Origin of the sequence: Halorarius halobius (assembly GCF_024298865.1) — an archaeon.
GTDB classification, from domain to species: Archaea; Halobacteriota; Halobacteria; order Halobacteriales; family Haloarculaceae; genus Halorarius; species Halorarius halobius.
On the sequence record NZ_CP101162.1, the window covers coordinates 102,585 to 124,425 of the forward strand.

The following is a 21,841-nucleotide window of genomic DNA, read 5'->3' on the forward strand; positions in this document are numbered from 1 at the left end:
GGAGGTACGTTGCAAGGAAGTTGACGATGCGATCCAGTCGTTCGTTGATTTTCTTTTCATCGTCTTCCTCGCTATCGCTATCAGGGCGTGACTGTTCCATAGGTGCCACCACACCCCACAACGGCCTGTATCTTGTGTCCGACTACAACGTACAGAGGAGTTAGTTGTCGCGGTGCGTATTCTCGAGTTCGCGCGCTTGTTCGTCTACCTTGGAGAGTTCACGTACGACGGTATCGTCCGACCCGCCGTGGGCGACTCGTACGGAAAGGTCCAACGGCGATGGAACAAAGCGACCCTCGTCTGCCTCTTCACTGGGCTCCTCATCTGTACTCTCGCCCCATCGAAACAGGGTCTGAAATACCTCCCAGATACTGAGGCTCATACCTCAGAGTAGGGTTCATCGAGTGTTATGCCTTTAGCTGAAAATAGGCGCTAAGCCCCCTTCCTCAGCGAGCGAGTGGAGGGAGCGAGCAGGGCGGAGTAGTTCACCGGTGCCATTGAATCAACAGACTAGATGATCGCTTCGCAACCATACTCACCGGTTGACAGACTCAATCCTCTCCGGAACGAATCGCTGTGTGGACGGACGCGTTGTGTGAACAGAAAAGCAGCCACGCCAATTGTAGGCGGATCAGGCACCAAGTGGGTGCCCCACTCAGGACTCACAGTCGTACGAACGACGGGTTTTCTCGACGGTGACTGCCCGAGTCGCGGTCGCGACGACGCTATCCGAGTCACGTAGCCGAATATGGATATCGGCTGTATCGCCGACTGAGAGTGATTCGTCGTCACTGACCACCCAGAAGACATCCACTCGCTCCCGACCTGTCTGCTGAACGGGTTCGGTAGTGGTCATCGAACCGTTACCAAGACTCACTTCGATGTCGTACGGGGAGGTGTTACTGCCTTCCATCGGGGTTTCGACGAGGATATCGGCACGGACTGTGAGATGGTCACCGGGAGTTCCACTCGCAACACACGTTGCGACGGTGCCGTTCTCGATATCCGGCATCGTGATCTCGTCATTCAGGTAGACAGAGACGTTTGAAGCCTCGACGGTGGCCTCGTCGGGATTAATCTGGTCTGTGACCGGAGTGAACAGCACCAGAGTCCCAACGCTGAACGCCGTCACAAAGAGGAACGCAATGACAGCGCCGGGGCGGGGTGGCCAGTTGAGCAGCCACGGTAGCACGTTCACAATCGCATTACCGAAACGGAGGTGGATAAATCGGGGGATATGACTCAGGTGTCTGCATTTTCACGGAGGAGGAGAGCAGTGACGAGGAGAACGGCCCCTGTCGGGAGCATCACCAATCCGATCGTGAAATTCCAGAACCCGAGAAGGAACTGCCCAAGTGCACCGATCAGCAAGAGACGAAATCGGTTGAATACCGCACCAGCTGCCCCAATCCACCCAAGACAGATGGTGATGATGAACAATACGAGGCGGGATGTTCGATAGCCGGGGGCGGGGAGAAGAGCAAGAAGGATGATCGTTAGGAGCGCAACTGCGACAACGGATGCTCCCCGGAGCACATCGAGTGTAGCGTATTCCTTTCGCATGGATATCGACGGTTACCGTATTGATCCTTTCTAGGGGAGACAGTCACCAGTTCTGCATACCTGCCTCAAAGACGAACACAACGGTCCTGTTGGCCAGCAGGAGACTCGCATACGCCAGAGCCGGTACGAAGAGCGACTCCGTTTCGTCGTACGTGTAGGCCGCGACACCGAGGACAGCGAGTTGCGTGGCTGCGTACAGCCCGCCAGCGATCGTCTCAATCTCAGCAATCCCCGAGAGGATAATGATTGCAGTCACCAATAGAACAGGAGCGACCCCGAGATACCGGAGCCAGCTACGATCAACTCGTTCGTTCGCATACACTGCCACGCCGAGTGAGAGCGTGAATACGACGGCACCGATGAGTTTCCCTAACTCGGGGACGGTCGCTAGTCCTCCAGTGTTGCTCACCATCACGAATCCCGTCATTGCAGTTGTCAGAACGATCGCTGCGCTGGCACTGACGACCTGTTCAAAACTCCCCTGTATTAGCACCTGACAGATCACCACCAGCGCTGGCACACCGACAATCAATCCGAGTCCCGCGATGAGCAGGACTGGCAACACAGGCGCGTCAGCGGCGACCGAGGTCTTGGTCAGTGAATTATACGGGACATCGGTCACAGTACCTACGAGTTTGGTGACCGCCACACAAACAACAGGTACGAGAACAGCTATTCCGGCCAGAGTAGCATCGTTTCGCGACGGGAGTCGGAGCCCGATATCGATGTCTCGGAACATGGCGTACGCGCCAGTGAATACGATCAGTCCTAGTAGGAGGACTCCGCCGCTCACGAGCGCGCTGAAAAACATCCCACCGATTACTGGTGGCGTGCCAAACACTGCGGTCAGGGCTTCGCGGACGAGTTCCCGCCACAGATACACTCCGATCAACAGTGCGGTAATAATTCCGAGCTCTACTGCGAACGGATGATTGGAACGGTGGGAAGCACTGGCACTATTCTGGAGGGACATAGGCAGAATACAAGGAAGACGTATTTAGTTCCTACCCGACAGGTCCCGTGGGCACTAGCGGTATAGAATCGTCGGTGCGTTCGAGTTCTAGTACCGATGATCCTCGAACAAGCCGGGAACGACGAACGCGACGGCCAGGACCAGAACGGCGAGGATGAACAATAGATGCGGCCCAAACTGTGGGTCAACACCAATCGTCTGCGCAGCTCCGCTGGCGATGGGATCAGTTTTCGTCTCGATCCCATGACCGGCGATACCGGTTGCGCCGACACCAATACCTGCAGTGATAAGGGCTGGGGGACCACCCGCTTTCATGGCCCGAGTTGCTGTGTTCGAAACACTCTGTCCAGACATACTGGCTATTGATTTGTGCCATCCTGATAAGCCATTTCCACGCCTTCAGAGCTACTTCTCTACGGGAGCTTCGTTGAGAGTAAGGGATCCACGCTTTACAGCTTCCAGAGCTGGCGAGATTGGACAGAGAGGGGTGACGGACGTATGATGTCGATCGAAGACGAATCAGACGACAGATTGACATCGTGGACTCGGAAACGTGCAATATGGTCCTCGATCGGCGAACGGCCCTCCACCTCGCCGGAACAACGGTCGCCACAGCGCTCGCAGGCTGTGCATCGCTCACACCGGGTTCCTCCGCGAATTCAACGCAAGAGTACAGTCTCTCACTCGACCGGATCGAACAACCGCTCGTCGAATACGTTCTCTATCGACCGGGAGACGGCGTGTACGACCAGCCCGCTCACCGCGCATTATCGGCCATCCTTCCCGACGGTCGGCACACGACCTACGGCTACAAACCACTTCCCGAGGATGCGTACGTCGCTCACGAGGACCGGTACTATCAGACGAAAATCGTCGTCACTGGCGAACAGCGAATGGCACGACCATTGGTTCGTGTCACCGCTATCCCACAGGATCAAGTTCCCGAAGACGCTCCGACCGTCGACTCACTCGCCCAGCCAGTCGGCCGCGTCATCAAAATCCTCCATAGCTACACCGTCACAAACGGGGAAAGCGGGAGTGCCGAGCTCCTCCGTGACGACGCGTACGTGCTGCGGCGGCCGTACGAACTGAACAGTCGATTAACGGACGACCTCGATGGGCAAATCGTCGCGATGGATCCCGAGAACCACTGGGCGTACCGAATCAATGTTACGACTGAACGCCTCTACGAACCAGCATACACGGCACTCGCTATCGAAGTCGCTACCACGACAGACGCGTTTCGGGACATTGCATTCGCCGCCAGAGTCGATACCCGACTCGACCCAGCCGAACTCGACACGCCCGTTCAACAGCTACTCGAACAGGTCATCGCTCGAGACCCCTATCGAGAAACGACTCCGCTCTCGACGGAGTATACGAATCTAATTGACGCGCTTGATCTCGAACAGGTCGAGACTGCCTCGAACGGACACCATCTCTGGTACGACAACACGCTGTACCGATACGGCCTCTACATCAACGACGCGAACTAGCTTTTCACTCCTGTTTGAGATCTAGCGTCGCTTGATCTGAGACACGCACTGTTCTGCCAACCAGTCCTGGACGAGACGCCTGGACAGTAAATGAGCAGTTGAGCCGATTGGGAAGCGATTGTATCCCGGGGTCGAACACGGCCGGAATGATGATCGTTCCCTACGTCTCCACGTCCTGGAGTTCGATAATCGACCGTCGAACCGACCCCGCCAAATCGTAGTACGCAGAGAATTCCTTCCACTGCCCCGGTGGTTCCACGCGAAACTGGTACTGGAGCGGGCCTTCATACGACATCGACGGCCACACACGAAATCGGAACCAATCCGGACGATACCCCTTGTACGGCTCGTTAGAAGCTAGTCCTCCTACCGTGGAATTGAAATTGAGTCGTAACAGTGGCGTGCTGTATTCGCGTTGAATCACCTGTTCAACCTCGACAGCTGCGTACCCGATTCCGTCCGTATCTCCTTCGCGTGGCGGATACCGCCACAGGACCCGCTCGTTTTCGACCGTTGTTTCGGCATCGATCTGATCGGGCTCCGTCCCGGGTATGTGTCCGCTACACCCGGCAAGGCTCCCACAGACCGCTGTCGCCACTCCAGAAAGGAGACGCCGTCGCGGAATATTTCTAGTCACAGTGGGCGGAGTAGAGGGAATCAACTGTAACCGATGCGTATTGGCGACCCTGTGGATTAGATAGCTGACTCGATCGTCGTCTGTAGCTCCTCGCGAATCTGGCCAACGTCAGTCGAGTCGATCGTGAGGCTCGTCTTTCGTTCGTCCGTTTCCGCCATCTCGCTCAGTAGCCCCCCACGACGGTCGACTTCGAGGAACACGGTGAGGCTCTCACGGTCAGGGAGCGCAACCAGCTCGATCTCATCCAGTGATCCGTGGAAGGGACCACTGTTAGCGCGGAACTCGAATTTCTGGATGAAACGCTGTCTGGAGGCGTATCGCCCGTACGGATCCGCTTCACACTCCGCCGTGCGGAGCGAGAGTCCGAGGTCGTCCATCGCGTCAAAGACTGCCTGCAGACGCGGTGTCGGCTTGACCTCCAGGTAGTCTTTATCTTCGGGATCGACGGCAAGGTCGATATCGAGTTCTGTTTCGACCCATACGTCGATCTGCCCGAGCGTTATCGGCGTACTGTACGGGATGTCGATCGTGACCGGCCGTGTCTCTTCTTGCCCCGGCTCGATCGTCAGGCCGTCCGTCAGCGTGAAGCGATCGATATCGGTCTCCTGGTATCCATCGTCGGTCAGATACCGCGTCTCGAGTTCGAATCTGATCGTTCCGACCTCTTGCTCGACGTCCCCGCCAGTAATGTGGACCTCGGCGTCGAGAGTCTCACCTGGACGGACAGTTTCGGAGGGCAGGACGGTATCGACAGTGGCATTCCCGATGCCAATGCTTGCAAGGACCTTCTTCATAGCTCCACCCAGATGTGTACGATCCGGCAGTGTAACTGTACGGGTAACTCAAACGTCACCGAGGTTTACAATCTCTCCGTGTCTACGGTCACCTATGGTCTCCCGTCACACCCTCCGAAACATCCTCCTCGGTCGTGATGTCGCCATCGCCTACGCGCTCATCGTCGCGCTGTACCTCCTGAAATTCATTCCGTTCCAGCCCGTACAGATCCCGCCCTATCTCCTGATTGTCGCCTACGATCTCGTCGAAGTCGCACTTCCGTTTCTTACCCCGTACTACCCGATCGCATTCCCGCTGTTCCTGTACGTGCTCGCTATCGGTGGCGCGGGACTCACGCGGAAACTTCGGGCCACTGATAGTGAACAGTCAGCTTGGGTGCAGACACTCGGCGGTGTCTGTCTCATCATCAGTATCTTCTCACTCGGCTTCGGCGCATTCGTCGGCGGCCCCCTCGTCTCCCCGACAGATAACCCGACACCGCTGGCTATCACTGGCACGACGGGTATCATCTTTCTCGTGGTAGCCTGGTGGTTGCTTGGCCGTCCGACTATCAAATCCGCCACCCCCGCTTGAACGAAAAATCACCCCGAGAGCAGTCGTCCTATTGAGGAAACTACGTGGTCTGATGCGAACTAATCCGGGTGCCAACCGCAAAGATGAGACAAAGCACTACGCTGAACGCGGTGCCGACAGTAAGTAGCCACATCAGTAACTCGTACGGCGTCCGAACGACCAGCGGTTTGCCCAACAGCAGGAGGTACTGACGATACAACGTACTATCGAACGAGAACACGATGACGAATCCGATGAGACTCAGGATGCCAATGCCGAGCGTCCACGCAACCTTCGTTCGAACCGGAAGTGCTCGTCGATGCGCATCACCAAAGACCACAACCATCGTGAGAAGCACGATCGGCGGTACGAAGAGCATCGGGTGGAGGGCCATGCTTGAGAGCGAGGACGGAAACCAAGATAAATCTGCGGTGCGGATAGTGGCTGGTCTGGGTTCACCACGTCCCTCTCTTGAAGGGGTCCGTTCAATACGCGAAAGGGAACATATCTAGTGAGGGACAACCAGTCTTGCCTGCCAAGAGTGGTTGCAACTCATCAAAAGAGATTTGTCAGTATCTGTTGCATATCCGGTCGCTTGATATGGATGACTCCACCATTATTCAATTGACAACACTTTGGTTCGTCATCTTGGTATTCATCCAAACCGGATCTGGCGGATCTGGGCCGTTACTTACCACAATCGGAGTTCTGGCAATTTTCCTTGCCTATCTCCTCCCCGTCACTATACTCGTGTTCCTCGGTGTCCGACTGCTCGGTGAGTAAGGTATCCGGCAAGCGAGTCGATGTCCTGTGTCGGTATTTCTTTCTGGAAGAAGCTATGTCCGGATTCCAATCCAGCATCACCCAAGACACAAATATTCCGCATCTGAAAATGGTGTATGCACGGCCCGGAACACTGGTTTGGTTTGCTACGAGCGTGGCTCATTATCGGGCTCTTCATCTACGCCGTCTGGTCGTCTCTCGAATTGATTCACGCCCAACTGAATCGAATTCGTCAGCGAATCGTTAGTCCGTGATGACCTAATCGTATCCGTATCGCCTTGATTTCGGTTGAAAGTTGGTCACCACTTCTCTTCCTCGTGTACATCCTCGCAACGGTTGGTGGTCTACTCGCTTGGCGCTACCTCTGGTGGCGAACTCAAGGTGGTTCACAGAACATGTAGCTCCTGCTCTCCAACCGGGCATTTGGACCACTATTCTCCTATCGGAACTCGATTGTGGTGATCGCTGCTAGACAGTAGATTAACGGCCCTCTAGGGGCATCTCGTTTAGCGCAGCCCGCACGGCATCGACATCCGAAATATCAGCTCGATCACAGCGATGTGACGGTCGCCACCACACGGCTGACCGGATTACGAGTGCCTCGTCCGACAGTTCATAACTCGTGTACGCAGACCACGGTCGGAATTGACGCTGCAGTGGATGTTCGACGACGAGTCCGGCATCCGTCACGCGAAACGTCCGCGGGTTCAACACGTTCATCAGCACGACGCCGACGAACAGCAAGTAGTACAACCGCCATCCCCACTCGGAGTCGAACACGAAGGCAGCAAGGATCCCGAGGGTACTGGCGGTGAACGCCACGATCGAGACGCCGCCAGCAATCCGCCGCCACCGACGTGGCCACCGCGCTTCCCACTCCACGAGTTTGACTACGTCCTCGAGGGCAGCGTTCGCGTGTCGTGTTCGACTCATCGCGACCAGCGTGATGCCGAGCAGCATCCCGCCAGCCGTCCCGAGCACCGCGAGTGGGGCCGCGATGTCAGGTGGTTCGACACCGAGAGCAGCCCCACCGAATACGCCACCAAACCAACCGAACGGCAACACGACGAGCAACCAGACGGCATCGTGGCGCCCAAGGATGACAGCCAGCCCGGGCGTCCGTGATACGACCAAGCCAGCGACACCGGTCACACCCGTCACGGCGACGAGCAAGCCGATGTAGAGAACTGCAGCGTCGGTGACGACCCGTGACACAGCGAGGACAAGTGCTGGGGCGGCGAGGGCGGCTACGTAGAGGCCTGCGACGAACGCGTACTCCCCATCAGGGCGTTCAGCGTTCGGTTGACCCAGCGCAGACCGTGTAGACGCCGCCATAGAGTGCCGTTCTACTCCGATCAGCAAAAGACTCCCTACTGTGAGAGTTTTAGTATCGTTGTAGACAAATCACGGATATGTTTGGGTTGCCCTCCATGGCCCTCCAGTGGCTCGGGGTCGGTGTACTGCTCTTGACCGCAGGAGCATTAATCAAGTTCCGCGGATGGACGTTCCTCTTGGCGGGGTACGACAAGACGTCGCCAGTCCCCGACGGAGTCGTCGCTGACATCGCAGGAAACACCGTCCTCCGAATTGGATTGGCAGCAATCGCGCTCGGTGTCCTCATCGTCATCACTGATATCCCATCGTATCTTCCCGTCGTCTTTGAGGTGATTATCCTCCTCGCCGTCGTACGACTGATCTATCGGCTATATACCTACACACCGGCTAACACGACATGACTCGTAACCTGCGTCTGAGAACACGCGCGAGTGACAGAAGACTCACCCGCCACTGAGCGAGACCAATCTCAAGGATGACCCATCCCGATCCGCACGAACACTTCAAACCGGTGAACGTCGATATTTCCGACGGCATTTATCGCGTTGTGGGAAGTGACGAAGGGACTGTGACCCTTCTCCGCGTCGCGGACGCTAACGAACGACGTATCCATACTGGCGAAGTCGTGACTGTCTCGCTCGACGAGTTCACTGGATTCACTCCAGCTGAGAATCCTGATGGAAATCGGCCACTGGGAGCGACTCTCACGTCACACCTAGAGATGGGATACTGGTCGATACGAGTCTTTCTGCAGCAACTTGCTTCGAATTTGATTCCAGCGACTATAGCTATGACCCTTGTAATTGTGGGCGTATTCGGAGATCAGATCCTCTCACTACCTGATGTTGTGTTTGGTGGCTTGATTCTCCTCGGCAGCCTTGGCCTCGCATTCATCGGTGGCGGCCGCCTGTAGTGGAAGCGGGTATCTCCAGTACGAACTACCTGGTGTTCATCGTTCATCGAAACCCATCGAGCATCGGTAAGACACAAGACACTTCTCACAATCAGTTGACCAGCCGAGTGTGTCCCCTGCAGATCCCCCCTCCACGCAGTCCGGATTACCACGTCCCAAGTCATCTCAGCCCTGGTCCCGTCGAGCTGTTCTCGCAGCTGTCGGCACGGTGACCGCGAGCACACTCGCCGGCTGCAGTACCCTCCGGAACGATTCGGACACCGCACCGTTCCACGATGGCGATTGGCGGTCGTATGGGAATGGCCCGAGGAACGTAAACCGGGTCGCCAGCGGCGCACCAGAGCCCGACGACCAGCAGATCCTCACCTCGGGTGGCTGGCCGTACACGCCGCCTGTCGTCCACGAGAACGCCGTGTACTTCGCCGCTGACCGGCAGATCACCGCGGTCACGACCGACGGCAGTGAACGCTGGTCACGAGACCTCGAAGTCGAAGTATCCGGAACGCCGGCCATTGATCCCGTGCGGAGTCGGCTCTACGTCCCGACGCGAATCGTCCGAACCTCGAACAGTCACGATCCAGTGCCGGCATCAGTAACTGTCCTCTCGCTTTCGGACGGGAAAGTTGTCAGTACACTCCGCGTCGGTGACCGTCGAACATATGGCGTAACTGTCGGTGCAGGCGACGTGTACGCTCGACGCTCTTGTGCAAAGCTGTGGAAAGACCGTATAGTTACACTGAGCCGGCGCTAATCGGGCGATATGTCTTCTGCTCAGCCAGTGTTCGGGAGCCTGTTTCGCCAGTTGATTGAGCTGGGCGTCATCAAGATCGACACGGAGCCGCTCGATGCCCGCATCGAGCGGCGACTCAAGGAGTTTTGGGAGAATACATCCTGTCCACGGTGCGGTCACCAGAGTATCGTGACGTGGGAACAACTCGACCGTATCTGGTGCCGTGACTGCGATTTTAAGCCGGTCTACACCTATGGGACGCCGTTCCACGAGAAGCACCTCTCCTGCGGTGAGGTGCTTCTCGCGTTCACGCTTTACGCCGATACATTGCTCAGTATCAACCAGATCGCGCCGTTTCTCGATCGAGCCTACAGAACCGTTCACACCGCGATTCGAGAGGTGGAAGCCGTGGTTCAGCGCGGCTTCCCCGTCGTTTGGGGCCTACTCGACCAGACCATCGATGGACCGACGCAGGTAGACGAATCTGGCGAGGTCTGTTCTGGCTACAAAGGCCAAGAGCCGCCGCGGAACAGTCGTTCACGCGGCGGCTCGACCCAGACTGGCCGTTCACGCTGGCGGGGGCGCCACGGTGATCAGCTGACGCTCGTCGCGGCAAGCCGCGACTCGCTTCGGGTGATTCGTGGGCAACGGGGCATCGATTACGAAGGCGACCTTGAACCGGTGATTCAGGAGGCTGAAGACCTCTCCCAGCCACTGGGAGAGGTCTGGACCGACGGACTCCAAGCCTACCGAGAGATGGATCGTGACCACCGAACGGTCGTGCACAAAGAGACATACGTCTCGCCCGACGGAGTCCATATTAACCAGGTTGAGTGCCTGTTTTCGCTCGTCCAGCCGTGGCTGCGGAAGTTCCGCGGCCTGTCCAAGCAGGGCTTGGAACAGGCCGCTCACACCTTCGGCATCGTTCGCTCCCTCACTCTGGCTGGCGAATCCACCGAGTCAATCATTGATTGTCTCGTTATCGGGTCTTTCCGTAGTTCTGCATAAGAGCGCGCTCGAAGCGCGACCGCCTGCGTCAGGCTCGCCCCCGACGGCACCGAACGCTGGCAACGATCGCTCGATCCTCTCATCTACGACGAGTACAACCTCGGAGACTCCACCGCAACGCAGATCGCCCCCGCCGTCACTGAGGACGGAGTGTACGTTCCTGACCGGAACGCACTCGTAAAACTTGATTCCGAGACCGGGAAGGAACGCTGGCGCATCCCCGTGGATACACCGTACGCTGCATCGGTCGTCGACGACAGCGGCGTCGTTCAGACAGGCTGGCAAGAAACCGTCGCAGTCACGCATTCAGGTGAGGTTCGGTGGCGGCGAGATCTGCACAGTCGTGCTGCCGCTGCGGCAGCCGCCAACGGCGATATCTATGTCGCCGCGGGCGACCTCCATGAACTCGACCCAGAAACCGGGAACACAAACTGGCAAGCACATCTCCCGAGTGAAGGCACAGCCGCCCCCGTCGTGACCGACCAGGCCGTCATCGCTGCCAGTGGAGATCTCCGGGGATTCCGCAGGAATACTGGTGGTATCCTCGCTCCCGACCGCATCGCATGGCGAACCTCGACAGTCCACGCGGCGGCGTTCTCGTCCCCGGTAATCGCGGCCGGCCGCGTATTCGTCGTCAGCCCAACTGGCCTGGTGGCGCTCCGGTCTGGAGAGGCCAATTGAAGGCATCCACGTTCCAGCAACGGTTCACCCGTTTCATAGACTACGTCATTCCGGATTCTGATGGAAGGGTCAGCTGTTAGTACCACCTATGGCAGTAGGTCAAAGTTTGGCTCATTGACGGATAGGCGGTACTGATATTTAGTGGGTGGACTAAACCGGCGAGCTTGAGGATTCTGTCTGGATGACCGAATGCATATAGCCATAGGAACAAAATATTCGGCGTATGACTGCCCTGAAAACCCTCCACAAGACAGGTAAACTCCCTCGAATTGGCTATCGTGGGCTCTCTGCAATCCTGGGAGTTGTAACGCTGGTAACATTCGGGACTGAACGATTCCTGTATGAAACGGCTGGTCAATCACTTGGAGAAGTGCCTGCGTATGTGATTGGAAGTGTCCTCCTCGTCGTCGGGGCGAGCGCCTTCTACGCGTCAATAAACGGTAAAGGCATCAGAACGGCAGTTCTCCTCTCGTTCGGGCCGGTTGGTGGACTCTTAGTGTACCTAATTGGGTATCACCTTGTCTTGCCCCCGAGTACTGACTCTCCGACGTGGCTCATCTTCCTCGCCTTTGCCGGGGGCCTCCTTGCGATTGGGACTATAGCACACCTTTGTGGTCGTTTAGTCCAAAACGTGGTCTAAACCTTTTGGAGCTTTAGCTGCTCAAATTCTCCCCTGGCAGTTGCCGAAGGGAGGACACTCCTTGACAGACAACACTTATCAGATTATCTGTAAAATTAGTTGTATGGCTGTCCTGAGTTCCCTCCGCCGGACGCCCAGTGCCCTCCTCACCAATCCGGTTCTCTTCGTTCCGGTGTTGATCGTGATGTTGTTTCAGGTGCCGCAGCTGGCACTGCAATCGATCAACCCATTCCTCAGTAGCATCGTTTCGCTCGGATTCTCACTCGTCTTCATCGCCGTGATGCCGTTCTTCCAAGGTGGAGTAATCGGGATGGCCGATGAAGCGCTACACGGGCGAACGACCCTCCAGACGTTCATTGATGACGGGAAATCCAATTACGTCTCGATCCTCGTGGCGTACCTCGCGTTGATGGCTATCAACTTCGTCCTCGGGATGATCGCGTTCTTCGTGGCGATCTTGGGCGGCGTATTTCTCTTCCAGAGCGGTGGCCTCCAGTCAGCGAACATCGCTGTTCTCGCCGTGATCGGCGTTATCGTCGCGATCGTCCTCCTCATGTACCTTCTCCTCATCTTCTTCGTCCAGTTCTACGGGCAAGCGATCGTTCTCGAAGACCTGGACGTAGTAGACGGATTCAAACGAAGCATCTCGGTCGTGCGCCTCCATCTCGTGAGCACACTCGGTTACTCACTCATCGGCGCCGTGATCGGCGGACTTGCCGGCATCGTCTTCGGCGCGGCATCCATCCTCATGTCGCCCCAGTCAACCACTGCGTTCCACCTCCCGGAACCTTCACTCCCGATTATCGCCGGTATGGGTCTCGTCGTCCTCGTTGGCGGGACGCTGTTCGGCGGATTCTTTGCGGTGTACTCGGTGTCATTCTATCGCGCGATCACGCAGTAGAGCAAACGAGATGCGGGCTTGACTCAATCAGCTACAATACGACCCGGAATTGATCGGCCCAGAAAGGTCACCCAGCACCTCATCTATTTCACAGCCGAACACACAAATCAACGCGTATGCCCTCCACACGTTCCGTGTCTCGAATCTACGAGTGGGCGACGACCCAGCGGAATCTCACGATCTTCGTTGCGATACTTGTCGCCGTCCCGACGTCGTACGCGTTCCAATCGATGGTTAGCGGAGGCGGCTCGGCCGGAGACTTCCTCCTGTTGATGACACTCGCAGTCGGTGTTCCCACAGCCTACGACGAGTACTGGCCACCCTACGAACAGACGTGGAAAGCCATCACGTGGGTGCTCGCTGCCTGTCTTGTCGTCACGATCGAGTTCGTCGGCCTCTATCTCATTGGAACTGATTACGTTCGTCTCTCACCGTTCTACGCCTCGATCGGTGCATTCCTCATCACCGACCTTGGAAATCTCGCCTGGCTCTCCATACGAACGCGCAACTAACAATCCAATCAAGCGTACCCACCTAGTATTCGATCCCGGACGTACGAATGCCAGGACGCTCATCCCCGTCACGAACACTCCAATTCGTTGGAGCCATCACGGCCGTCGTTGCGCTGATCGGATACATCGTATTTGGCTGGCGATTCGGTGACACTGACGCATCACTCCCGTTCCTCCTCGGTGCTCTCTGTGTCGTCATCGCCGTTGGATGGGAACTTTATCGACGGTCCTGAAACCAGACTCCATTCGGAATCTTCCCCACCCGATCAGAACTCCTCGTCGATCATTCCGCGTAGGGGCCACTCGCCGTCAGTATCTCCTCTGAGGGACAGCCTGTCTGCGAGGGACTAGTTGATGTGTGTAAGAAAGTGCTCGTTGACAAATCCTCGGCCATACTGTCTCATCGCTCGAAGCAGTGGTTGTGCGGACACGCGTCTGAGTATCGATTTGTCTGACGGTGTACTGCCGGCGAGCGACGTCTTCCAGCCGGTATGCGCCTGCAGGCGCTTACGCTCTCGCGTCGCGGCTGCACGAACGGCCTCGACGTCCATCGATGTGACCGGTTGCTCCTCCATGAGCACCTCACCGTCGACGACGACCGTTTCGATGTCTCCTGCAGTCACCGAGTTCGTCAGAACCGACGGGAGATTGCTGAATGGCTGGAGACGTGGCGTATCGACGTCGATGACGAGTAGGTCGGCGCGTTTGCCCGGTTCGAGACTGCCGACGTGGTCATCGATCCCGAGTGCTCGTGCGGCGTCGATGGTGAGCATCTTGAGGAGATCATACGATGACCACTGCTGGGCTCCGTACTCGAAGTTCGACAACAATCGAGCGTGTTTGGCTTCCTGGACGAGATCCCAGGAATCGAACCAGAACGGATCATCGAGGCCGATGACGACCTTCGCGCCGAACTCCTGGAGTGCCGGAAGCGGAAACCAGGTTCGTTTCCCGGCCTGGAAGTAACTGTACACAGTCGGGCAGTGAAGCACGTGCGCACCGGCCTCGGCGATGCGTCGTGCATCGTCCCGATCCGCATGAGCGTCGATTTCCCCGCACCGTTAGCGCCGAGGAGACCAGTTACTCCAGTATCCAGCGTGAGGTCGATATTCCGGAGTGCCCACGTCTCTCCGAACCGTTTGTCCAAGCTCTCGATACGCAACTCGAGTGAGCCGTCTCTCTGTAATGTCATCTCGAACCAACCTCAGATGAAAGAGTCTCTCGATCGATTCGGTCGGTACGAGTTTTCCTCTTGCAGTTGGTTCCGTTGATGTACGTGAAGGGGCTCTCTTTGGATTGTCGGTCGTAACTCGGGGACAAGCTCATATTCAGTTGATGTACGACCATCTCAGGTCGGCATCAACGCTTGACTACGGTAAACAGAAAGGGAGAGTTTCCACCTTCGAAACACATCGCCACCTAGTTGAGATAGGGTCAGTCCGTTTTCCGTAGTTCGCCGAGAGCGACGAGAACGTAGAGTAGTCCCACGAGACGAGTTCCAGTATACACCCACGGTTTCCACTCACAAGTTGACGCGTCTCTGTACGCTAACTTGGCTCCGTAGTCTACATAGCTCCGAGGGAAGAGCAATGCGAGTAATCCAATAACTCCGAGAAATTTCTTGAACGACGAATACGAGGTATTGCTTCGCCACATCAGTATCAAGAACGCCGCTCCTTCAAAGCGAGCGCCAGGGAGAACCCACGATTGCAACTCACACTCGTTAGGATTCTCAAGCGCAATTTGCTCGGCCGTATCGATGAGAGCTTCTGGTGTAAGAACCTCAACAGCACAGATCGTGGTGAGGAGTTTTCGAAGCATGATTTTTAGTTGGGTGTTCGAGAAGTTAAAACACGTAGCCAGACAGCTACTGAATGGAGCCCCGTGGGTATCGTACCTACCCAAGTAGTAATGGGAGAGCTGTCGTGAGGGAATTGAACCCGCCGTGTGCGAGCGCCGGAACGACGAGGTTGTCAGTCCGGTCGTACACCCATCCCAAAATAACCCCAAGCCCTGAAAGGCCGACGAGCCAGAGAATGTCACCTGGCATCGTCGCCGAGAGGTCAATATGACCGAACCCGAAGATGAATCCGGCAATAAGGATTGACGGCCAACTCCCGATGGTGCCGCGCAGAGAACGTTGCACGACACCGCGGAAAATCAGTTCTTCCGCTGGACCGACAAGGACGAGAAGCGTGATAATCCGCGAATATAGAACAGCCGTATTGAGTGACGATCCGGTTGTTGTCCGTTCAAAGCCGAGGGCTTGGATCAAAAAGAGCGCCCCGATCAGGGTTACAAGCATGAGAACCACTCCAAGCAGAATGTATCCCCATTCTCGCCCAACGGGGCGACGGATTCCTACCCATTCAACGGGGGGTGCAACGTCAGTAACACGGACTACAACGAGGGCGATTCCTACTGCATAGAGTGCCCGAAGTAGCTGACTGAGGACATCACGAACAACTGGGAAACCAGCTAAGATTACGGGATTTCGTGGTCCGAGGACTGTTTGAACGAGGCTAAGCCAGATCCATAGACCGACTGCAATCAAGACACCTGTGACGATACGGCATCCGATTTGCTGATTCGTGCCTGTGAAACTCGACCTGAACCGCTCCATACAGCGACTTACTCAAAGAGGGTCGTAAGTACCAAAGTCGAGTGTCTCGTTTCGAAACACTCGAGGACATCCTCCGGATGAATTCAGAATCCCATTTTCCTCAGTTGAGTTGAGAAAATCGGACGAGGAACGCGGTGATGAGTCCCTCCACGTAATCGGATAGAGAGGACAACTCCGGCGGGACGTATACCGTGGACGCTAGATAGTGTCGACGAATCGGATCTCAACGTAGTCAGTAATATCGGGACCCGGATCGAGAGAATCGAACCTAGGTTCGACTCTTCCCCACAGGCCGGTACTCGGCGTTGAGCTCTTCTGCAGTCGCGAACTCGACCTGGTCGAGGAGCTCGTTCACAGCCTCGTCGTAGGACTGCCGATCGAGCAGATTCCGGTTGCTGAACGCACGAAGACGGTCGCGCGTGTTCTCTTTCACGGGGATCGAGTACCGGCTCATCGCGGGCACTCCCCGTGGCTGTTCGCCGTCCCAGATGTGTCTGGTCGTGTCATGGCGGTCACTCTCGGTCGGCTACAAGTCGGGACCGCAACTACTTGCTCGTCTTTATGCGAGAGGGTAACAAGCATAACTGTTTCCCTCGATCCCACATAGACCCCACCACACGCTGATAAACGCGCATCTGTGCGTCCGACGCAACCGTGCGCGAGGCGTAAGATTGCGACTTACGCATTCTTGAAACAAACATTACAGCACCAGTCGAACGACCGGTGTGCAATGACGAGCACTATGACCGACTCCGACCTCGACATGTATCGCCGCCGGCTTCGTCGGCTTCGCCGCGCCCTCGACTTCGAGACCGTCTTCATCACGGCATTCCTGTCGCTGCTGGTGTTTGTCGGTCCTGCCGCCGCTCAGGCTAGTGGTCCCACGGGTGGGGGTGGCGGCTCGGTCGCCGGCTGGGAAACCATCCTCACCAACCTGTACGACGTCGTCTACACGACGCTCCAGTACGCCGGCCTGACAGTGCTAGTCCTCGGACTCATCGTCTGGCTCACCGCGCGCCGGAACTCCCAGCGATCCGAGACTGGGATGAAACTCACGATGGGCGGTGGCGCGATGGTGATCGCCTACTTCGGGCTCGGAGCGCTCGTCTCCCTGCTCGAGTTCATCGCCGGGTGATCGTTCCGCGGCGCAGTCCTCTCATTTGGTACCGAAGGACAACGGTTCGATTACCATCCAACCCCCCATCATCGAAGTGTAAACCGCGTTCGACCCACCCCCGTCGTCGGAGTGTAAATCCCGTCCGATCACACCCCCCGTCATCGATGTGTAACTCGTGTCCGAGCGCCACCTGGTCGCCCGCTATCCTCGCCGATAGTGAGCGCAGGACAACCGGATGCGACCCACGCCTCGACGGGCTTCATTCGTTCCAAGCCATGTACCCCATTTACGCCAACCAGTCGTATTGTCCGTCGAGCCATCGACCCGCTCTTCTCGAGTACTGGTCGGCTCGCCTCTCACCGACAGGAGACCGGACTCGATGACCGGTCGCTCGACCAACAACCGACGGGGTGGGAGTGAATCATCTCGCAACCCGCGGTTCCCGAGCATCGACGAGGCTGACATCCAGCGAGCCCTTTCGACACGACTCGGTGATGGCCCTCCCGACGACACAGAGTCGCGGGGCGGGTCACCCGAGGAAGATTCACACCAGGGGCCCGAGACGATCAACGCCGATGAACCGACCTATCCAGAGGCGCCGTCAGAGTCGGAGGAACATCCTGGAGATGACTCGGACGGTGAGGGTCCACGACCGTACATCAAGATCACCCCTGCTCGTGAGCAGGTTACCCCCGATCACGTCATCAAGGGGCTCTACGGACTCTACCGTGCGGGAAGTGGTCGCACACTCCCGTTCCATGTCGAGCGACGTCTCTCGTTCGTGAGTACGCACCACTCCTTCGAATTCCTGATCCACAAGCCGGAGGCCACACAGCGGTTCGACTTCTATCTCGGCGTTCATCCCTACGAGGTCGAGGCAGTCGAACATCTCGCTGCGAACGTCCGGGCGATGTATCCCGAACGCTTCCGCTTCGAGATCGTCCCCTTCGCGACCAGCGCCGTGTTCGTCGACGACGCCGAGCCCGATCGAGCTACCCTCGCCGATCTCGAGTCGTTCGAGGGGCTAGATGAGCTCGCGAATCTGGAGGGATTTGACCCGGGACTCTTGGACGGTGCGAACGATCCAGACGCGCCAGTTTCCGGTCCCGATGACGGCGATGATCCGACACCTCCGGCGATGGTTCGCTGGGGCGGCGTCGAGACGAAGAACAACGACTGGATGACGTTGCTCTCGCAGTTCAGCGAAGTATCCGTCGACATCGAGGAGGCATTCCGCTCGCCGCTGAGCGTCCTGCTCGAACAGGCCACCGAGACGAACGAGCCGTTCCTGTTCCAGGCGGTGTTCACCCCTCGCCGTGACTGGACGAAAGAGGCGGAGGCCCACAAGCGAAACCTGAAGATGGGCACGACGGGGATGTGGAGTGCGTTCAAGCAGGAAGCGGGCGCGATGCTGTTCGGCACCTCCGAAGAGGAACGTCGACAGCGTCACCGTCCCGACACGCCCGAGCAAATCGGTGGAACCCTCTCGGGCGGCGGTGACGGCCCTTCGACTCGGCATAGCCGGATGGGGCAGATCGATCTGAAACAGCCGACCGTCACGTTCGACCTCTCGTTGCGGGCTGGTGGCGAGCCCAGCGTCATCAACGGTGTGACGGGCGCATTCACTGCCCTTAGCGGACCATACTATGGCGTCGAGGGGGCGGCCGTCGATGCGGTGGATCGCGAGTTCGAGGACCTCTGTAGCGCACGTCTCGGTCAGACGGGCATCCGTGAGCGTTTCAGGAACACCAATCCGATCATCGTCACCAGCCCCGATGAGCTCGCCAACTTCGTCACTGTCCCGAGCACGGGGGCATTACCGAAAGCAAGTCGCGGCGCGTCCGGCGGGTCCCCCGACGCACGGTCACCGCTCACCGCGACAGACGAGGAACTACTCGCGAAGTTCGACACCGGGATGTGTATCGGTGAAGCCGAGACTGCCACACCGGACCGACCGAACATTCCGATCAGCCTGACTGCCGAGCAGCTCACCCATCACGTCCTCCGGGCGTCGACGACGGGGAGCGGAAAAACGACCGCGATGGTCAACGACGGGTTGAGTGCCTACGAGGAACTCGACGGGCCGATCTTCATCTTCGACAAGAAGGGCGGCAGCATGGCCACCGAATACAAGCGGGCGCACTTCCGCCGCTTCGGGGATCTGGACGATGTGATCCATCTCCCGGTGCCGGGCCCGAACGGCGAGCTTCCAGCCTTCCCGTTCTTCGACATCCGACCGCAGGTGGCGGCAGGGATGAGCCGCGAGGCGGCGGTTCAGGAGAAGGTAGACCGCTACAACGAACTCCTCGAGTACGTCCTCGGCGAGGAACAGCACAACCAGGCGTTCGTGGCACAGGAGATCCTCTCGAACCTCATCGTCGCTCTCTTCGACCCGGTGTACGGGGACGAGGCCTTCGCAATCAGCGACCTGCTTGAGGCGGCCACGCGGATGCAGACCGAACAGGTCATTCCGGACGTGAGCGACCCCGAGCTTCACGCCACGCTCAGTCGGCACTTCAGCGGGGACGAACGCCGGTTCGCCACGTCCATCGATGCGGTGCTGAACCGGATTACCAAGCTCAAAGAGCGGGACTTCATCTGGCGGATGCTCAATTTCGTCCCCGAGTGGGACGACGACACTCGCCAGTATGCCGACGAGCAGATGTTACTCGACCTGGATCGGCTACTGGACTCGTCGAAGGTCATCCTCGTCGATACGGGCGAGTTCCGTCCGGCCTCGAGCAACGTCTTCACCGTGTTGATGCTGGACTACCTCTGGTCGTGGGTTCGCCTTCGCGAGCGCTGGAACCGGGGTGTTCCCGCCCCCGACGAGGGATACTGTGTGAACCTGATCATCGATGAGGCGGCGCCGATCATGCAGGCAAGCCTGGTTCGCGATGAGATGATCCCCGACGCTCGCGAGTTCGCACTCGCGTTCGAACTGATCGTTCACTTCCCCGAACAGGTGAAACGCGACGCGCTGGACACGCGAGCGTACAAGGAGATTCTCCGGAACATCAACACCAAGCTGATCGGGAAGCTCGCTATCGACGACGAGCTCGCGACGACGCTGTTTCACGAGGAACTCGACGCCATCGAACTGTCGAACCGGATCGCCTCCCTCCCCCGGGGTGAGTGGCTGGCTCAACTCCCGGATACGGGGTTCATGACCGACACGCCAGAGCTGGTGACGCTCAAGCCGCTCCCGATCCCATCGGGTCACAGTGACGGCGAGGACCCGGTCGACGTCGGGACGTACAGCCCCGACGCGGGGATGACCTACCAGGAGGCGGATGAACTCCAATGGTCGCGAACCAGGTTCAGCTACTGTCTCGTGCCGGGCGTGAACAGCCCGCCGGACGCTGCACAGCGAGCCGCGCGATACGGAACAGGACCATTGAACAGTGAGGCGATCCGTTCGGAATCTTTGTCGGATTCGTCGACGATCCCGCCGACAGCTAACTCCTCTCATTCAGATCGTGAGAGGTTCTCGGGGACGACCGAGCGGGATTTAGTGGCTGGTTCGACGATACCCGGGGACGACTCTGCGGACAGCCGTGATGACTCCTCCAACGAGGACCGAGCGGATGGTCAGGTCGGTGGTGCCTCGAACGAGTTCGGGACCGTTCTTGGAACAGGGGCCGCCCCGCGCGGTCCATCGCCGGCTCCGTCGGATTCGACTGCCGAGATTTCCGATGACTCTGCTGTAGGTCCCCTGATAGACGACGGTCGTGCTGCCGCGGATGCGTTCTCAGAGAGCCCCCCAGCCGATGGAGAATCACACTCGCTGACTCCAGCAGAGCAACAGTTCCTCCAAGACGTCATCGCAGGGATCAACGGGGAACTGGAGGGGTACGACCTCACCCAGTCGATGACGACGATTCGGAACGGTGTCGACGGTGAGATTGTCGAGGACCGGCTCGTCGAGATGGGCTACCTCGAACTCCAGTCGGTCAACACGCGGAAGTACTACTATGTCACTCCGGCAGGGCAGGACGCGGCCGACCGGACGATCTATTCGGGCCGCAACGACGGTGACCCGTTCGAGAAGACCATCCACAAGGTGTACGTCGAGTATACTGCTCGCCACCTCCGAAATCAGGGCTTGCTGGTCGAGACGTACTACGAGCCGATGGCCGGCGGGATGATCTTCGATGTCGCTGCATTCCTCCCCGGCGACGGTGACGGGCGGACGCTGGCGGTTATCGCCGAGGTGGTGACGAACATCCGTCCCGACCTGATGATCAAACACTACGACGACCTCGCGAGCTTCGACGGCGTTCGGAAAATGTGGGTGGTGCCTCACACTGACGTTGCGCACGAAATTATCAGAGTACTGGTCGATGCTGGACGGCTTCAGACGGTGCCACATCGAGATATCGAGAACTATGTACGTCTCTCCGAACAGGTATTCGAGAATCCCCGGGAGTGGCGGTTCGTCGGGGGGCGGAATCTCGTCCGAATAGTTGACCGGACCGACGGGGAGGTTGACCGGTGACGATCTGGGTTAGTTGTTGGGCGCACGGTGCGCTCGATAGCTGCTCTCGAACTCGTTCCATCCGTGCTGGGCCAGTCGGCTCGA

23 protein-coding genes and 2 pseudogenes are annotated in these 21,841 nt (G+C 57.9%); 13 read left to right on the forward strand and 12 right to left on the reverse strand.

What is annotated here, in order from left to right; genetic code table 11:
- Positions 1 to 160 precede the first annotated feature (160 nt).
- The 5 genes from NL112_RS20195 to NL112_RS20215 all read right to left on the reverse strand — a co-directional run bounded on the left by NL112_RS20195 (position 161) and on the right by NL112_RS20215 (position 2,890).
- On the reverse strand, positions 161 to 382 hold the full coding sequence (locus tag NL112_RS20195; RefSeq protein ID WP_255152906.1) for a hypothetical protein: 222 nt from the start codon (positions 380 to 382) through the stop codon (positions 161 to 163).
- Between the two features lie 273 nt (positions 383 to 655).
- Positions 656 to 1,198 carry a hypothetical protein gene (locus tag NL112_RS20200; RefSeq protein WP_255152907.1) on the reverse strand — a complete coding sequence of 181 codons (543 nt, stop codon included), beginning with the start codon at positions 1,196 to 1,198 and terminating at the stop codon, positions 656 to 658.
- Between the two features lie 44 nt (positions 1,199 to 1,242).
- The gene (locus NL112_RS20205; protein ID WP_255152908.1) at positions 1,243 to 1,563 is read right to left on the reverse strand and encodes a hypothetical protein; all 321 of its coding nucleotides are present in this window, start codon (positions 1,561 to 1,563) and stop codon (positions 1,243 to 1,245) included.
- A 43-nt stretch (positions 1,564 to 1,606) separates the two neighbouring features.
- Entirely contained in the window at positions 1,607 to 2,536 is a 930-nt protein-coding gene (locus NL112_RS20210; protein ID WP_255152909.1) for a hypothetical protein, read from the reverse strand.
- 87 nt (positions 2,537 to 2,623) lie between these two features.
- Complete coding sequence (locus NL112_RS20215; RefSeq protein ID WP_255152910.1) at positions 2,624 to 2,890, reverse strand: hypothetical protein; 267 nt, start codon at positions 2,888 to 2,890, stop codon at positions 2,624 to 2,626.
- A gap of 206 nt (positions 2,891 to 3,096) precedes the next feature.
- Here NL112_RS20215 and NL112_RS20220 point away from each other — a divergent pair, with 206 nt between their 5' ends.
- Positions 3,097 to 4,032: a hypothetical protein gene (locus tag NL112_RS20220; RefSeq protein WP_255152911.1), complete on the forward strand. Its 936-nt coding sequence runs from the start codon at positions 3,097 to 3,099 to the stop codon at positions 4,030 to 4,032.
- Positions 4,033 to 4,725: 693 nt separating this feature from the next.
- Here the strand turns inward: NL112_RS20220 and NL112_RS20225 are convergent.
- On the reverse strand, positions 4,726 to 5,463 hold the full coding sequence (locus NL112_RS20225; RefSeq protein ID WP_255152912.1) for a sporulation protein: 738 nt from the start codon (positions 5,461 to 5,463) through the stop codon (positions 4,726 to 4,728).
- Positions 5,464 to 5,557: 94 nt separating this feature from the next.
- On the opposite strand from NL112_RS20225, the gene NL112_RS20230 reads away from it, so the two are divergent.
- On the forward strand, positions 5,558 to 6,037 hold the full coding sequence (locus NL112_RS20230) for a hypothetical protein (protein WP_255152913.1): 480 nt from the start codon (positions 5,558 to 5,560) through the stop codon (positions 6,035 to 6,037).
- A gap of 40 nt (positions 6,038 to 6,077) precedes the next feature.
- Here the strand turns inward: NL112_RS20230 and NL112_RS20235 are convergent, their stop codons facing one another.
- Complete coding sequence (locus NL112_RS20235; RefSeq protein ID WP_255152914.1) at positions 6,078 to 6,410, reverse strand: hypothetical protein; 333 nt, start codon at positions 6,408 to 6,410, stop codon at positions 6,078 to 6,080.
- Between the two features lie 869 nt (positions 6,411 to 7,279).
- A complete protein-coding gene (locus tag NL112_RS20240; RefSeq protein ID WP_255152915.1) occupies positions 7,280 to 8,134 on the reverse strand; it encodes a hypothetical protein in 855 nt (284 codons plus the stop codon).
- 95 nt (positions 8,135 to 8,229) lie between these two features.
- On the opposite strand from NL112_RS20240, the gene NL112_RS20245 reads away from it, so the two are divergent.
- The 9 genes and pseudogenes from NL112_RS20245 (at position 8,230) to NL112_RS20280 (ending at position 13,519) form a co-directional block, all read left to right on the forward strand.
- Positions 8,230 to 8,535, forward strand: coding sequence for a DUF3784 domain-containing protein (locus NL112_RS20245; RefSeq protein WP_255152916.1), 306 nt, complete (start codon positions 8,230 to 8,232; stop codon positions 8,533 to 8,535).
- 74 nt (positions 8,536 to 8,609) lie between these two features.
- On the forward strand, positions 8,610 to 9,047 hold the full coding sequence (locus NL112_RS20250) for a hypothetical protein (RefSeq protein ID WP_255152917.1): 438 nt from the start codon (positions 8,610 to 8,612) through the stop codon (positions 9,045 to 9,047).
- A gap of 208 nt (positions 9,048 to 9,255) precedes the next feature.
- Entirely contained in the window at positions 9,256 to 9,798 is a 543-nt protein-coding gene (locus NL112_RS20255) for a hypothetical protein (protein WP_255152918.1), read from the forward strand.
- Between the two features lie 9 nt (positions 9,799 to 9,807).
- Positions 9,808 to 10,785, forward strand: a complete 978-nt coding sequence (locus NL112_RS20260) for an IS1595 family transposase (protein ID WP_255152919.1) — start codon at positions 9,808 to 9,810, stop codon at positions 10,783 to 10,785.
- A gap of 48 nt (positions 10,786 to 10,833) precedes the next feature.
- Positions 10,834 to 10,914 (forward strand): annotated as a pseudogene (locus tag NL112_RS23055) (hypothetical protein); the annotation flags it as partial.
- Positions 10,915 to 10,935: 21 nt separating this feature from the next.
- A complete protein-coding gene (locus NL112_RS20265) occupies positions 10,936 to 11,466 on the forward strand; it encodes a PQQ-binding-like beta-propeller repeat protein (RefSeq protein ID WP_255152920.1) in 531 nt (176 codons plus the stop codon).
- 223 nt (positions 11,467 to 11,689) lie between these two features.
- A complete protein-coding gene (locus NL112_RS20270) occupies positions 11,690 to 12,106 on the forward strand; it encodes a hypothetical protein (RefSeq protein WP_255152921.1) in 417 nt (138 codons plus the stop codon).
- Between the two features lie 103 nt (positions 12,107 to 12,209).
- Positions 12,210 to 13,007 carry a DUF7847 domain-containing protein gene (locus NL112_RS20275; protein ID WP_255152922.1) on the forward strand — a complete coding sequence of 266 codons (798 nt, stop codon included), beginning with the start codon at positions 12,210 to 12,212 and terminating at the stop codon, positions 13,005 to 13,007.
- Positions 13,008 to 13,141: 134 nt separating this feature from the next.
- Complete coding sequence (locus tag NL112_RS20280; protein ID WP_255152923.1) at positions 13,142 to 13,519, forward strand: hypothetical protein; 378 nt, start codon at positions 13,142 to 13,144, stop codon at positions 13,517 to 13,519.
- A 347-nt stretch (positions 13,520 to 13,866) separates the two neighbouring features.
- Here NL112_RS20280 and NL112_RS20285 read toward each other — a convergent pair whose 3' ends face one another.
- The 4 genes and pseudogenes from NL112_RS20285 to NL112_RS20300 form a co-directional block, all read right to left on the reverse strand.
- Positions 13,867 to 14,511, reverse strand: coding sequence for an amidohydrolase family protein (locus tag NL112_RS20285; RefSeq protein WP_255152924.1), 645 nt, complete (start codon positions 14,509 to 14,511; stop codon positions 13,867 to 13,869).
- Positions 14,512 to 14,543: 32 nt separating this feature from the next.
- Positions 14,544 to 14,711: pseudogene (locus NL112_RS20290) on the reverse strand (ATP-binding cassette domain-containing protein); the annotation flags it as partial.
- Positions 14,712 to 15,416: 705 nt separating this feature from the next.
- Complete coding sequence (locus NL112_RS20295) at positions 15,417 to 16,142, reverse strand: CPBP family intramembrane glutamic endopeptidase (RefSeq protein ID WP_255152925.1); 726 nt, start codon at positions 16,140 to 16,142, stop codon at positions 15,417 to 15,419.
- Between the two features lie 268 nt (positions 16,143 to 16,410).
- Entirely contained in the window at positions 16,411 to 16,596 is a 186-nt protein-coding gene (locus tag NL112_RS20300; RefSeq protein WP_255152926.1) for a hypothetical protein, read from the reverse strand.
- A gap of 288 nt (positions 16,597 to 16,884) precedes the next feature.
- Here NL112_RS20300 and NL112_RS20305 point away from each other — a divergent pair, with 288 nt between their 5' ends.
- The gene (locus NL112_RS20305) at positions 16,885 to 17,277 is read left to right on the forward strand and encodes a hypothetical protein (RefSeq protein WP_255152927.1); all 393 of its coding nucleotides are present in this window, start codon (positions 16,885 to 16,887) and stop codon (positions 17,275 to 17,277) included.
- Between the two features lie 361 nt (positions 17,278 to 17,638).
- On the forward strand, positions 17,639 to 21,757 hold the full coding sequence (locus tag NL112_RS20310; RefSeq protein ID WP_255152928.1) for an ATP-binding protein: 4,119 nt from the start codon (positions 17,639 to 17,641) through the stop codon (positions 21,755 to 21,757).
- Positions 21,758 to 21,841: the final 84 nt, after the last annotated feature.